Annotated in this window: 10 protein-coding genes; 3 read left to right on the top strand and 7 right to left on the bottom strand. The window is 36.9% G+C overall.

Going from position 1 to position 14,661, the window contains the following annotated elements:
* Positions 1 to 41: 41 nt before the first annotated feature.
* Complete coding sequence (locus tag JK139_RS01195; RefSeq protein ID WP_218330385.1) at positions 42 to 3,323, bottom strand: glycosyltransferase family 117 protein; 3,282 nt, start codon at positions 3,321 to 3,323, stop codon at positions 42 to 44.
* Between the two features lie 225 nt (positions 3,324 to 3,548).
* Positions 3,549 to 3,848: a hypothetical protein gene (locus tag JK139_RS01190; RefSeq protein ID WP_074419592.1), complete on the bottom strand. Its 300-nt coding sequence runs from the start codon at positions 3,846 to 3,848 to the stop codon at positions 3,549 to 3,551.
* A 145-nt stretch (positions 3,849 to 3,993) separates the two neighbouring features.
* On the opposite strand from JK139_RS01190, the gene mtaB reads away from it, so the two are divergent.
* Complete coding sequence (mtaB, locus tag JK139_RS01185) at positions 3,994 to 5,268, top strand: tRNA (N(6)-L-threonylcarbamoyladenosine(37)-C(2))-methylthiotransferase MtaB (protein WP_074419593.1); 1,275 nt, start codon at positions 3,994 to 3,996, stop codon at positions 5,266 to 5,268.
* A 62-nt stretch (positions 5,269 to 5,330) separates the two neighbouring features.
* On the opposite strand, the gene JK139_RS01180 is transcribed toward mtaB, so the two are convergent.
* The 4 genes from JK139_RS01180 to JK139_RS01165 all read right to left on the bottom strand — a co-directional run bounded on the left by JK139_RS01180 (position 5,331) and on the right by JK139_RS01165 (position 11,942).
* Positions 5,331 to 6,515, bottom strand: a complete 1,185-nt coding sequence (locus JK139_RS01180; protein WP_074419594.1) for an acetyl-CoA C-acyltransferase — start codon at positions 6,513 to 6,515, stop codon at positions 5,331 to 5,333.
* 91 nt (positions 6,516 to 6,606) lie between these two features.
* Positions 6,607 to 9,126, bottom strand: a complete 2,520-nt coding sequence (locus JK139_RS01175; protein ID WP_074420151.1) for a DNA gyrase/topoisomerase IV subunit A — start codon at positions 9,124 to 9,126, stop codon at positions 6,607 to 6,609.
* Positions 9,127 to 9,194: 68 nt separating this feature from the next.
* Positions 9,195 to 10,028 (bottom strand): DUF1835 domain-containing protein, encoded by an 834-nt coding sequence (locus tag JK139_RS01170; protein ID WP_074420150.1) that lies wholly within the window; start codon positions 10,026 to 10,028, stop codon positions 9,195 to 9,197.
* A gap of 30 nt (positions 10,029 to 10,058) precedes the next feature.
* Positions 10,059 to 11,942, bottom strand: a complete 1,884-nt coding sequence (locus tag JK139_RS01165) for a DNA topoisomerase IV subunit B (protein ID WP_074420149.1) — start codon at positions 11,940 to 11,942, stop codon at positions 10,059 to 10,061.
* A gap of 330 nt (positions 11,943 to 12,272) precedes the next feature.
* On the opposite strand from JK139_RS01165, the gene JK139_RS01160 reads away from it, so the two are divergent.
* Both JK139_RS01160 and JK139_RS01155 read left to right on the top strand, forming a co-directional pair.
* On the top strand, positions 12,273 to 12,701 hold the full coding sequence (locus JK139_RS01160; protein ID WP_074420148.1) for a YkgJ family cysteine cluster protein: 429 nt from the start codon (positions 12,273 to 12,275) through the stop codon (positions 12,699 to 12,701).
* Positions 12,702 to 12,719: 18 nt separating this feature from the next.
* Complete coding sequence (locus tag JK139_RS01155) at positions 12,720 to 13,892, top strand: exo-beta-N-acetylmuramidase NamZ family protein (protein WP_074420147.1); 1,173 nt, start codon at positions 12,720 to 12,722, stop codon at positions 13,890 to 13,892.
* On the opposite strand, the gene JK139_RS01150 is transcribed toward JK139_RS01155, so the two are convergent.
* Complete coding sequence (locus tag JK139_RS01150) at positions 13,889 to 14,620, bottom strand: tRNA threonylcarbamoyladenosine dehydratase (RefSeq protein ID WP_074420146.1); 732 nt, start codon at positions 14,618 to 14,620, stop codon at positions 13,889 to 13,891. The genes JK139_RS01155 and JK139_RS01150 overlap by 4 nt on opposite strands.
* Positions 14,621 to 14,661: the final 41 nt, after the last annotated feature.

Here is a 14,661-nt window from a genome sequence, read left to right as displayed (position 1 = left end):
GCTTTTGGAGCGGTCTTTTCAATTTATTTAAAAGAATCAATCTATTTTTGGGGTACGGCTTGTTTTAACTTCCCGCTATCCATTCCGGGTAATTTTCCATTTTCCAGTACCGGTAATTTAGGATTGTACATTTCTTTTAACTGTTCTAATGCTTTCAAATAGCTTTCGGCTGTTTGTTTATCATCGGCCATATTTTCTGCATTATTTCCCGATAAACTGTTGTAGAACATAATTTGCTGTTCTAAATCTTTTTTAACGGAAGCGCTCACTTTTGCGGCCAGGGTAGTATCGCCGGCACGGTAACAGGCATCTAAGAATTGTAATGAAATTCTATCATGGTAATTAGCTCTGCTTACCATACCATAAGGGAAGTTTTCCTGTAACATTCCCTTATCTGCTTTTTCCAATACTTCTCTGGCTTCCGCTTTACGGCCTTTATCGGCCAAATCGCTGGCTAATTCGGCATAAGCCTGACGGATAGTTAGTAAATGCCTTCTGTTTTCTTCATCAAAATAAACATTCTTTACATCAGCACCACCAAATGCAAATTTATGCAACAAGTTATTTTCCATGGTATCGGTATTGATGTATTGGTTCTCAACAGGAACCAGTCTATACGATAAGCCATCCTTTCTTAAATACTTTTGGAAACCCAAGTCGCTGAAGTAGCCGGTAAAGTAAATGGGGCGTTTCCATTTATTGGCTGCGATGATATTCAGCATGGCAATATCATTCTTCATTAAAGTGCCACGTGGTATTTCAAAACGAAGTTCTGAAACAACTGTATCTCCCGGGTTAACGGTACCGTTTTTATGCACCAATGCTGTATCAACCGGAATTGATACTTTGCGAACCGGGAAAGTATTGATAACATCTCCACCACCACGATCCACCATTTTATCGGGATCATTACTGCCCACATAATTCTTCATTAAATCGTACAAATCATAATAACGATCTTGCGGAATGTTGGGTTTGGGTTGGTATACAATATAATCACGCTTTCTGCCTTCAATTTGATCAGCAGTATATATTACATCAATGGGATTACTCTCATTAATTTTATAACGCAACTCATTAATATACCAGTCAATGCCCAGCAGACTATAGTTAATAACACGAATGTCTTTTCTGATTCCTTCCACCTCTTGTGCATACCAAAGCGGATAGGTATCATTATCACCAAAAGTGAATAAAATGGCATTGGGTGCACAACTTTCCAAATAATCTTTGGCCAAATCTCTGGCTAAAGTTTTTCTGCTCCTGTCATGATCATCCCATTCCTGTTGCGCCATTACGGTAGGTACGGCTAATAAACATAGTAAGGTAGCGAGAATAGCGGCAGTTGATTGTGGTAATTTTTTACTGAACCATTCAATCACCTTCATAACACCCAACCCAATCCATACAGCAAATGCATAAAAACTGCCAACATATGCATAATCTCGTTCACGAGGCTGATTACCTGCCTGATTCAGATAAATAATAATGGCAATACCGGTAAAGAAGAATAATAAAAAGTTGCTGATAGCATCATCCCCTCTTTTTTTGAAATGGTAGAATAACCCAATTAATCCTAAAATAAAGGGTAATGCGAAAAGTGTATTATGGCCTTTACTGTTTTTAATGCTATCGGGCAATAAACTTTGGTTACCATAAATCAGGTTATCAATAAAATTAATGCCCGTAATCCAGTTCCCATCTCTAACATTTCCAATAAATACGCCCTGTACATCATCTTGTTTGCCAATAAAATTCCAAGCAAAATAGCGGAAATACATCCAATAAAACTGGTATTGCACTAAAAAGCGGAAATTATCTAATTGATTTGGAGTTCTGTCATATTGTACTTGTCCGTTTTTATCCCTGTATTTCTGTATGCCTAAAAAACTGGCATAGTAATCGGCATGATATTGATCGTTACTGGCATCCCAAACACGGGGAAATACCATTTTATCATCGGGCATGTACACATAATGACCATCACGACCAATAGTCACGTATTTATCCTTCCCTTTTTGGTATTTCATAGCCCCTTCTTTATAATCAACAGGGCTGGCAGTAAATTTTTGTCCGTATAACAATGGAAAATCACCATACTGATCGCGACCCAGATAACCAACCAGACTTAAAGGATTGTCTACATTATACATATCAATGGCAGGATTGGCATTACTGCGAATCATAGTAGTTAAATAAGTACTGTAACCCAATAAAACAAATGTAAAGCACCACAAAGCCAATCGTAAATACGCCCAGTTTTTCTTTTGTGCAAAACGCAATCCCCACCAAATTAATCCGACTAATGCAATAAAAAAGAAAGTAAATCCGCTAAAAAATGGCAAGCCTAAATTGTTCACGAAAATCCGGTCAAATACACCGGCATATTTAATAGAATATTGAATTACAAATATTTGTACCACACCTGTTAAAATACAGCCGATCAGGAAAAAGATATAAATGCCTGCATAATATTCTTTTTTCTCTTTGTAAATTTTTTCTATTAAATACAAAATACCAATGGCAGCCAGTGTACCTACAATCATTAAAGCTGCAACCGTATTATCGGCAGGAACATTATCACTTGCATCGGCAGATGCGCCAATTAAAGCAGCAATAAATGCTAAAAAGCCACCGGCAATAACCAATATTAAAAACCATTTGCGAATAGCTTTAAAATTAAACTGCTCTCTTCTGCGGAAATAATAAACCATTACCACTGCAGGAATATTGAGTAAACACAACAAGTGTACACCAATAGATAATCCAATTAAAAAGAAAATCAATACTAACCAGCGATCAGCACCAGGTTCATCGGCAACGTTATCCCATTTTAAAATAGCCCAGAAAACGATTGCACTAAAAAATGAACTCATCGCATATACTTCACCTTCCACGGCACTGTACCAGAAGGAATCGGTAAATGTATAGGCCAATGCCCCCACTACACCTGCACCCATAATACTCCATATTTGAGTGGTAGTCATTGTATCATTTACACCAACTTTGGCAATTCTTCTGGCAAAATGCGTAATGGTCCAAAATAAAAACAAAATAGTAAATCCACTGGCCAATGCACTCATTACATTCACTGCTTTAGCAGCTGTAAGTGGATTGTTACCAAATAAAATAATGAAAAGGCGCCCCAACATCACAAATAAAGGAGCTCCGGGTGGATGCGGGATCTGTAACTTGAAGCTGCTACTTACAAATTCGCCACAATCCCAAAAGCTGCCATTCGCTTCAGTAGTTAGCACATAAACAGTACAGGCAATTAATGCAACTGCCCAGCCTACCAAATTATTGGTCTTTTTAAAATTCATGGGTTTCTATTTTTTTAGAGCGGAGCAAACATAGCTTTTTAATAGGAAAATTTAAAATGCTTTGTATAATACATGCTACTTTATTATGAAATTTAGGTTTAAATAGTTTGAATGGATGTTTTTATACTGAAAAAAATGCACTTACCACACAACTTTTAGTTTTGAACACAATGAGTTTTAACATATTATTTTTAACCTGAGAGATGGGAATAGCACGAAACATTACTATTTTATTACATTAAAACTAAACAAAAGAGTGGTAATGAAGAGTAATGATAACCCCGAAATGAAAACAATATCTGCAATATTTTCGTAGAACTGACTTCTTTCTGTTTTATTTCGGATAGAAATGAACGATAAAATACAACTGGCCATAAATAACACAATGGCAATGGTGGTAACTTCATCAATAAAAGTTTTATCTGAAATATTCATCACTTTTAAAGACGCCAGTAGAATAAAACAAATACCCAATAAATTAGAAGATGCATTGAGAATATGTGGTGATTTTTCACTGTTACTCACTAAAAACTGATTTATATCAAAGCAAATTAAGCTATTTTGAACTTTAATAAAAAGTTATTTATCGCCATTCTAACAATACAATGAGAGGCTGATTGCAGTATAAAACACCTGAAGAAAAATATTTCCGGCAGCTTATATTTGCGGCATGGAAAAGCAGCGCTCGGTAGCCTTACACACATTAGGCTGTAAATTAAATTTTTCTGAAACCTCTACCCTCTCCAGAAGGCTGGAGCAGGAAGGTTTCCAAAAAAAATCGTTTGATGACATAGCGGATGTTTATGTCATTAACACCTGTTCAGTTACTGATAATGCTGATAAAGAGTGTCGGCAAATTGTGAGAAGAATACAACGGAAAGCGCCGGATAGTTTTGTAGTGATTATTGGTTGTTATGCTCAATTAAAACCGAAAGAAATTGCTGACATACCCGGGGTAGATTTGGTGTTAGGCGCAGCAGAAAAATTCAATATTGTGCAACATATTGAACAACTTACAAAAAACACCGGATCTGCTACCATTTACAGTTGTGATATAGAAACTGTATCCGGATTTAATGCAGCATTCTCTATCAACGATCGCACCCGCACTTTTTTGAAAGTACAGGATGGATGTGATTATAACTGTTCATTTTGTACCATCCCTATGGCCAGAGGCATTAGCCGAAGCGATACCATTGCTTCCGTAATTAAAAATGCTGAAGCCATTGCCGCAAGTGGTATTAAGGAAATTGTGTTAACCGGTGTTAATTTGGGCGATTTTGGGAAAGGGCCGGATGGCAAAAAGAAACAGGAGAATTTTTTTCAGTTAATTCAGCAATTAGATCATATTGAAGGAATTGAAAGATTTAGAATTTCTTCTATTGAGCCCAATTTGCTATCTAACGAAATTATTCAGTTTGTTGCAGGCAGCAAAAAATTCATGCCGCATTTTCATATTCCATTACAAAGTGGAAGTGATAACGTTCTCGGATTGATGCGCCGCCGTTACAAAAGAGAAATATATCGTGAAAAAGTTCAGGAAATTAAAACCCTGATGCCGCATTGTGCCATTGGTGTAGATGTTATTGTGGGTTTTCCCGGCGAAACGAATGAAGCCTTTCATGAAACACACCAGTTTTTGCATGAATTAGACGTGAGTTACCTGCATGTATTTACCTATTCAGAAAGGCCCAATACTTTAGCCATAACAATGGATGGCATTGTTCCCATACACATTAGAAATGAAAGGAATAAAATTTTACGTAACTTATCCTTTAAAAAATTACAATACTTTATCGCCCAACAAAGTGGTGCCAAACGAAAAGTATTGTTTGAAGATGCTGAAAAGAATGGCATGATGGAGGGCTATACCGATAATTATATCCGCATACAAACACCTTACAGAAAAGAATGGGCCAATCAAATTGTTGATTGGGAAATATAAAAACCATAAGCTGATAGATACACTTGCATTCTGCGTATGGTTATTATTGAATAACAGGCAAATTATATCAGCTCAATTACCATGGCACTTGCCCCTCCACCACCATTGCATATACCCGCTGCTCCAATTTTACCCTGATGTTGCTTTAAAACGTTCAATAATGTAACAATAATTCTCGCACCACTGCAACCCAACGGATGCCCTAATGATACTGCACCACCATGTACATTTACTTTTGATGCATCTAATCCCATTTTTTGGATATTCACCAAACCTACTACTGAAAAAGCCTCATTAATTTCAACAAAATCAATATCCTTCATGGTTAAACCGGCTTTTGCAACAGCTTTAGGAACTGCCAGACTGGGTGTGGTTGTAAACCATTCCGGCGCCTGTTCTGCATCAGCATAAGAGCGAATGATAGCCAATGGTTTTATACCCAATGCATCTGCCTTTTCTTTACTCATTAATACCACTGCTGCGGCACCATCATTCATGGTAGATGCGTTGGCAGCCGTAACGGTACCCTCTTTTTGAAAGGCCGGTTTTAAAGAAGGTATTTTATCGAATTTAACGTTAAAAGGTTCTTCATCTTTATCAATAATAACAGGATTGCCATTGCGCTGCGGTATGCTTACCGGCACAATTTCATCAAAAAATTTACCTTCCTGTATGGCAGCCTGACTTCGATGATAGCTTTCCATAGCAAATGCATCCTGTTCACCTCTTGAAATATGGCATTCTTTGGCACATAGCTCAGCTGCATTACCCATGGCATAATTATGGTAAACATCCACCAGTCCGTCTTTGGCCAAACCATCTATTAAAGTACTATCACCATATTTGTTACCCCAACGCATATTGGGTACATAGAATGGAACGTTACTCATGCTTTCCATTCCGCCTGCCACTACCACATCAGCATCGCCCAATAAAATATCCTGAACACCTTGTGCAATAGCCTTCATACCACTGGCACAAACTTTATTTACAGTAGTACAAACCACTTTGGGTGGCAAACCTGCAAATATAGCAGCCTGCCTTGCCGGTGCCTGGCCAACATTGGCTTGTAATACATTCCCCATATAAACATGTTCCACCGTATCGGGGGCAATGCCTGTTTTTTCAACTGCAGCTTTAATAGCAATGGCACCTAATTGTGTGGCAGATAACGACTTTAAACTTCCACCAAAGCTACCTATCGGCGTTCTTATAGCCGATACAATGTATACTGTTCTTTTTTCCATGTTGCAATATTTGCACAAAGATACAATTAGCTAACAAGCGTTAGTAAATAAATCATAAAAATTTTGAACCTCACAGCAACACAATATTGAATTAATCATTAAATAATTCCGGTTGTTGCTGATCGGCAGGTGGTGCTACCTCCCAATGCATTTGAATGGCTTTTGCATAATCCATCAATTTTGCGCCAACTGATTTCCAGCCGGTTACTTCTACCATTTTAGAAATCTTAAATTTTGCTTTTCGCACTTGAGCCCCCTTTCCGGTTTCAACAGTTAAAATGGGCTCCTCTTCAGTTGTTACAGTTTCAATATAATTATCATCGCCCTCTTTGATAAATAAAAATTTGGTTTGAAGTGTTGATGTTTCAATCCTAAAGCGCTTTACCGTAAATTGGTTTTTTGTTGCATCTTTATAGATAGCGGTAATGATTTTGTTGGGATCAAACTTTTCAATCAAAATTATTTTCTCTGTATCAAATCTTTGGTTGAGCTCGGTATTGGTAATTTCATAATTACCATCTTTATAAATCACCAAAATATTTTCATCTTCAAAACTGCCTAAATACAATCCTTTTTCATCAGTATTTAACCGGCCAAATTGCTGATCAAACCAAAGTTTGCGCCCTTCTAAAGTGCTTTTTCCGGCTTCTTTAAATTTAACGGTACGTATGGGATATTTGGTTACAATATTTCCCTGACTGGATCTTCCTTTGATTTCAATTTCTGCAAAATAAAAATCTAATTCTTTGTTACGGGCACTGCAGTTGGGGCTTAATATAATTTTAACCACTTCTGCTTCACCATTGGGATTAGCAGAAAAATATAGCACCTTACTTTTATCGCTTCCTTTCGTTAAATCATATTCTTTATCTCGGGTAATGCCGGTAACATTAAAACGTTTGGCATAATTAACACCACTTTCACCATCAACATATATCATGTTGTAAGTAGTGCGTTCATCGTTTTTAGTAAATACGGCTGCATGTAAAATATCTTTACCTATAAAGTTTTTTTCACCTACCCGAATTACCTTCATGATCCCTCTTCGGGTAAACACAATAATATCGTCAAAATCTGAACAATCGAACAAATATTCATCTTTTTTAAGGGATGTTCCAATAAATCCTTCTGCACGATTCATGTACACTTTGGTATTAGCAATGGCTACCTGTTGTACTTTAATAACATCGAAGGGTTTTATTTCGGTTTTACGTTCTCTTCCCTTACCAAATTTTTTTAATAAATTTTCGAAATACTGAATGGTGTATTCGGTAAGATGTTCTAAATGATATTGTACCTGATTCATTTCTTCCTCAATGGCTTTAATTTGACGGATGAGTTCATCAATATCTAATTTGTAAATTCTTCTAACCGGCTTTTCGGTTAATTTAATCACATCTTCACGTGTTACGGCACGCTTTAATTGTTTTGAATAAGGCACAAAAGCTTTTTCAATAGCCAGTAATACATGTTCCCAGGTTGGATATTTTTTCTCTAATTCCTGATAAATTTTCTGTTCAAAAAATATTTTTTCAAGTGAAGTGTAATGCCATTTATCATTTAATTCACCCAGTTTAATTTGGAGTTCCTGTTGTAATAAATTTTTGGTATTGTCAACCGCTTTCTTTAATAATTCAGTTACAGAAATAAATGCGGGTTTTTGATCAACAATAACACAGGCATTTGGAGAAATACTCACTTCACAATCAGTAAATGCATACAAAGCATCAATGGTAATATCAGGCGAAATACCGGGAGCCAGATCAACCTGAATTTCAACATTTTTGCCGGTGAATTCTGTTAACTTTTTAATTTTTATTTTACCCTGATCATTGGCTTTGGTAATACTTTCGCAAAGTTGTGAAACTGAAACGCTATAAGGCACATCGCGAATGATGAGTGATTTTTTATCAAGCTCTTCAATTTTACAACGCACTCTAATTTTGCCACCGCGTTTGCCATCATTGTAATTGCTTACATCAATCATCCCACCCGTTTGAAAATCGGGATAGAGTTCAAATTTTTTTTCTTTGAGATATTTAATGGATGCCTCACAAATTTCGCAAAAGTTATGGGGTAAAATTTTGGTAGATAACCCTACCGCAATACCATCAGCACCCTGCGCCAATAATAATGGAAATTTCATAGGCAGGGTAACGGGCTCTAGTTTACGTCCATCATAACTTAATTGCCAATTGGTTGTTTTGGCATTGTATGCAATTTCAAGCGCTAATTTACTTAATCTGGCTTCTATATAACGGGGTGCCGCTGCTGCATCGCCGGTACGAATATCGCCCCAGTTACCCTGTGTTTCAATCAGCAAATCTTTTTGCCCCATATTTACCAATGCATCGCCAATAGAAGCATCCCCATGTGGATGGTACTGCATGGATTGCCCGATGATGTTGGCAACTTTATTAAAACGCCCGTCATCCATTTCTTTCATGGCATGTAAAATACGCCGCTGAACGGGTTTTAAGCCATCCTCCATTGCCGGTACTGCTCTTTCCAAAATAACATAAGAGGCATATTCTAAAAACCAGTTTTTGTATTGTCCTTGTATGCCATTATCGTTTTGATATACTGTGTTTTCTGTTTTTTCATTTGCCATAATCTTCCCTACAAGCTTTTAACAATTGATTATTTACTTAACGCTTTATTCATTTTTATTCAAAACCATTACAACGATTCACTTTCTGTATGCACTGTTTGCATCTGCATCACTTCAATATCTTTCCAGCACTTTTCCCAATTGCCTTTTGCAGCAAGTTTTTGTTCTTTCATCAGCTCTCGTAAACGCCATACAAAAAATGTATCGGCAATTTTTAATTTAGATTTTGAATAAAACTGTTGCAATAATTTCAGCAGTTTCTGCGGCTCAACACCAACAACCGACAAAATGTCCTTATCATAATAACTCACTTCTTTGCTCACAATTTTTTTACCACCTTCTAAAATTCGTACAAGACCATTTTCACTACCGGTTTTTTTCCATTCATCAGGGTCTACTTCAAATTCGCTGAGTGTAATGGGACGGGCTAATTTTTTTGCTTTTAAAAATTCTTTTGGCTGTATTTCATGTAAATAAGCAGGATAAAATATACCCCCTTTTTCGTTGATGAATGGCAGATTATTCATGTATAAAACAAACACTTGCCCCTGAAATGCACTTAATTGAGACATTAACCAATAATAGCCGCACACATCATGCGCGTTTTGGCCCATCCAAATCCAAATATGCAGTGTTTTATCTTCATTTAATTGATTACACAAATTGTATACCGTTAATTTATCATCAACAATATCTAATTGATGGGCATAAGGTGAATATTCCAGTACTTTCTTCCACCAGTCTCTCCGTAGCTGATAGCCATAGGTTTCATAAATATCTGTAACGGGGCCTACAGAAAAATCGTCTTTAATTTCAATTATATCGCCTTGCAAGGTTTCATCTAATTCCATTGCTTTTTTTAAAACCTCAACATCGGCAGTGTTAAAAACAACATGCATCATGCTTCTATAGTTTTACTTAGTCATTATTTTTTAAACGGCTTCTACCAAATCTAATTCTACTCTTAAATTATCAATAATAAATTCCTGTCTTTGTGGTGTGTTTTTGCCCATATAATACTCTAATAGTTGTTGTATATGATCGCCTTGTTCCAATAAAACAGGTTGCAGGCGAATATCATCTCCAATAAATCGTCCAAACTCTTCCGGCGAAATTTCACCTAGCCCTTTAAAGCGGGTTATTTCAGGCTTATTACCCAGTTTTGCAATAGCAGCCTGCTTTTCAGTTTCGTCGTAACAATATATGGTTTCCTGTTTGTTACGCACTCTGAATAAAGGCGTTTCTAAAATAAATACATGGTTTTGCTTTACCAGTTCCGGAAAAAATTGCAGAAAAAAGGTCATTAATAATAACCGAATGTGCATCCCATCTACATCTGCATCTGTTGCAATTACAATGTTTTTGTAACGCAGCCCCTCCATTCCTTCTTCAATATTAAGCGCATGTTGCAATAAATTAAACTCCTCATTTTCATACACAATTTTTTTGGTAAGTCCGTAGCTGTTTAAAGGTTTACCCCGCAAACTGAATACAGCCTGTGAATCTACTTTTCGTGATTTTGTAATGGAACCACTGGCGCTATCACCTTCTGTAATGAAAATGGTAGACTGATTCATTAATTCAATATACTCCTGTCTGTTTTTAGTGGGCGGTTCATCATTAAAATGGATACGGCAATCGCGTAATTTTTTATTGTGCAGGTTGGCTTTCTTTGCCCGCTCATTGGCAATTTTTTTAATGCCTGCTAATTCTTTTCTTTCCCTTTCGCTTTGCTCAATTCTTTTTTTAAGCGCATCTGCAATGGCAGGATTTCGATGCAGATAATTATCTAATTCTTTACCTAAAAACTCTTCGATGAATTTTTTAACGGAAGGGCCACCTTCAAACATGTGTTGAGAGCCTAATTTTGTTTTGGTTTGGCTTTCAAACACGGGTTCCTGCACACGAATAGAAATGGCAGCAACAATACTGGTTCTGATATCGGAAGCCTCATAATCTTTCTTGAAAAAATCTCTGATTACTTTTACAAATGCTTCCCTGAAACCTTGCTGGTGTGTACCACCCTGTGTGGTAAACTGACCATTTACAAAAGAATACAAATCTTCTCCATAATCGTTATTATGCGAAATGGCTACTTCAATATCTTCTCCTTTTAAATGTATAATGGGGTACCGTAATTCATCAGAATTGGTTTTATGTTCTAATAAATCGAGTAATCCGTTTTTACTTACAAATTTTTTATTATTAAAATTGATTACAAGTCCTGCATTTAAATAGCAGTAATTCAAGATCTGATTTTCAATAAAATCGAATCGGAAATGATAATTTTTAAAAATTTGCTCATCCGGAATAAAGCTTACCAGCGTACCATTGGGTTCGGATGTTTTTTCTTCTTTGGTTTCTTTTATTAATTTCCCCCTTTCAAATTCGGCTGTTTTCATTTTTCCATCGCGAAAAGCCGTAACGCTAAAATAACTACTTAGTGCATTTACAGCCTTGGTACCCACGCCATTCAATCCTACACTTTTTTGGAAAGCTTTACTATCGTATTTAGCGCCAGTATTAATTTTACTGACTACATCCACCAATTTTCCCAATGGTATACCCCTGCCAAAGTCGCGAACATGCACCGTTTTCCCATCAATATTAATATTGACATTTTTACCAAAACCCATGGTATGTTCATCAATACAGTTATCTACAACTTCCTTAATTAAAACATAAATACCATCATCAGGTGCAGAACCATCACTTAATTTACCGATATACATACCTGGCCGGAGGCGAATATGCTCTTTCCAGTCTAAACTTTTAATATCATCTTCTGTATATTTTCCTGCTTGTTCAACTGCCATAATGCACAATTTTTAATGTCTAAAATTAGCACAATAGCCCAATCCATTGCCCAAAGGTGAAAATTGAGCTGGTGCATCAGAAGATATCAACACAAATTATTGAACGTGGTGTTCCTTCCTACCAACCGCAAATCTAAGCCTGTGCGGCACTTATAAAAGTTTGTTTTTCTACATTTTAGTTTTTTGTGGATAAAATATAGTTGAAACACCGGTTTTCAACCAAAATTATTTGTTTATGTTTGCCGCATCAGTCAGCCACTTCATATTGAAACCAGCCTATCTCAAATTGTTTCTTTTACCCATGAAAATGAAGGAAACAATCGGCGTTTCATGGCTTTTTTAAAAGCACAAACCCCACAATTGGTAGACGATAAAGTACAGCAGCTGAACAATGAAATTAGCCCCAAAATTGATTGCAAGGCCTGCGGCAATTGTTGCAAAAGTTTAATGATCAATGTTTCTGAAGAAGAAGCCAGTCATGTTGCAGCACATTTAAAGTTGCAACGCAACGATTTTGATGCACAATATATTGAAAAAGGCAGTTCGGCTACCTTATTAATGAACAGCATCCCCTGCCCTTTTCTGAAAACAACGCAATGCAGCATATACGAACACCGATTTCAGGGATGCAGAGAATTTCCAGGCTTACATGTTCCGGGTTTTAATGACCGAACTTTTACTACATTTATGCATTACGACCGATGCCCCATTATATTTAATGTTGTAGAACATTTAAAAGTGGCATTGGATTTTATTTAAAACCAGCTTGTTTAAATAATGGCCACTGAATCAGGAATTGATGTATTGGTTCGAGCAATTCCGGCATGGAAGCACAAGCGGATTGGTTTTGTTACCAATCATGCAGCTCAAACAAAGGAAGGTATCCCATCGCGAAAAGCCTTGCTTCAAAAACAATTTAATATTGTTAAACTTTTTTCTCCGGAACATGGTTTAGATGTAAAAGGAGCCGATGGGGTTTTGATAGATAATGGAAAAGATGCACTAACAGGTTTGCCAATCATTAGTTTATATGGTGCAAAGCTGAAACCAGATGCAGCCGATTTAGAAGACATTGACCTGTTGTTGTTTGATATTCCTGATGTAGGCGCCAGATTTTATACTTATTTGTGGACACTTTCCTATGTATTGGAAGCGGCAGGTGATTCTCAAAAACCTCTGATCATTGCAGACAGGCCCAATCCTGTTTCTGGCAGGTTTGATCTGGCTGAAGGGCCTATGTTACAAACAGCCTGCGCTTCATTTATCGGCAGATGGGCTATGCCAGTTCGTCATAGTTGTACATTGGGTGAACTGGCACAATATTTTAACAAAGTGCTGCAATTGAATGCGCCACTTACCATTGTTCCCTGTAAATATTATGATAGAAACAGTTTTCAGCCCGATTGGGAAACAGCATTTGTACCCACATCGCCCGCCATTCGTTGCTTTGAAGCTGCTTTATGCTATACCGGCACTGCATTTTTAGAAGCAACCAATATTTCTGAAGGAAGAGGAACACCTTATTCATTTTATGCAGCCGGCGCACCATGGATGAATGCTGCACTTGTAGCTTCTACCATTAACCAACTGTTATTTGACAATGTAAGCGCAGCAACCACCTGTTTTATACCCGAAACCGGCAAATATATGGGCCAAACCTGCAATGGCATTGTTCTAAAAATTCACCATCAGGAAAAATTCAGGCCAGTTTATACGGGGTTGATATTAATAAAACTGATACATGATTTGCACCCAAACCATTTTGCCTGGCAAGGTTATGTAACCCATGTAAACCCAACCGGGGTAAATCATTTAGATAAATTATTGGGCATCCCTTCATCAGAAAATTTATTTGAGAGCGATATGGAAAGCTATTTGCAACACTTACACGCTTTACTTAATATTAGCGAAAGCTGGCAGCAAACCATGTCGCCCCATCTCCTTTACTAATCAGTTGAAACACCCAATATATCTCTAATAACAATACTGGATAACATACATCCAAAAATAGCCGGCATATAACTAATAGTGCCAATAATTGATTTTTTAGGCTTTGCATTTTCGGTAACCTGCATACTTCCATGCAAAACGGGTTCGGGACTAAACACCACTTTAATACCCGAGTAAATTTTTGCACGGCGCAATTTTTTGCGAACATATTTAGCCAAATCGCACTCATAAGTTTCAGCAATATCGCAAATAGTTACGGCTGAGGGATTTATTTTTCCACCGGCCCCCATTGAACTTACAATTGGAATTTGATGCTGATGGCAATGCTGCAATAAAAACACTTTAGGCGTTAGGGTATCAATACAATCAATTACATAATCAAATTTTCCCGGCACAATATATTCCTGAATCCATTGTTTATCTGCAAACACCTGTACAATTTCTGCTTGCAAAGCCGGATTAATATCTTGTAAACGTTGCAACCACATCTCGGTTTTTGGTGCGCCAACAGTGGAGTGCAGTGCAATCAACTGGCGATTAATATTACTGGCATCTACCTTATCATTATCTACAATGGTAAGATGACCAATTCCAGCCCTAACCAACATTTCAGCACAAATACCACCTACACCACCTAAACCCACTAAGAGTATTTTTTTGAATTGTAATGTTTCAATGGCATTTTCATGTAATAATAAATTTGTTCTGCTCATCCAATACGGAATCATATATTCAGCATTTTAGATTATTTTCAAAATGCAAAATTGTA

This window comes from Hydrotalea lipotrueae (assembly GCF_019249625.1).
Taxonomy (GTDB): Bacteria; Bacteroidota; Bacteroidia; order Chitinophagales; family Chitinophagaceae; genus Hydrotalea; species Hydrotalea flava.
The sequence above is the reverse complement of the archived record's forward strand: the minus strand, read 5'-3'. Positions and strand labels throughout refer to the sequence as shown.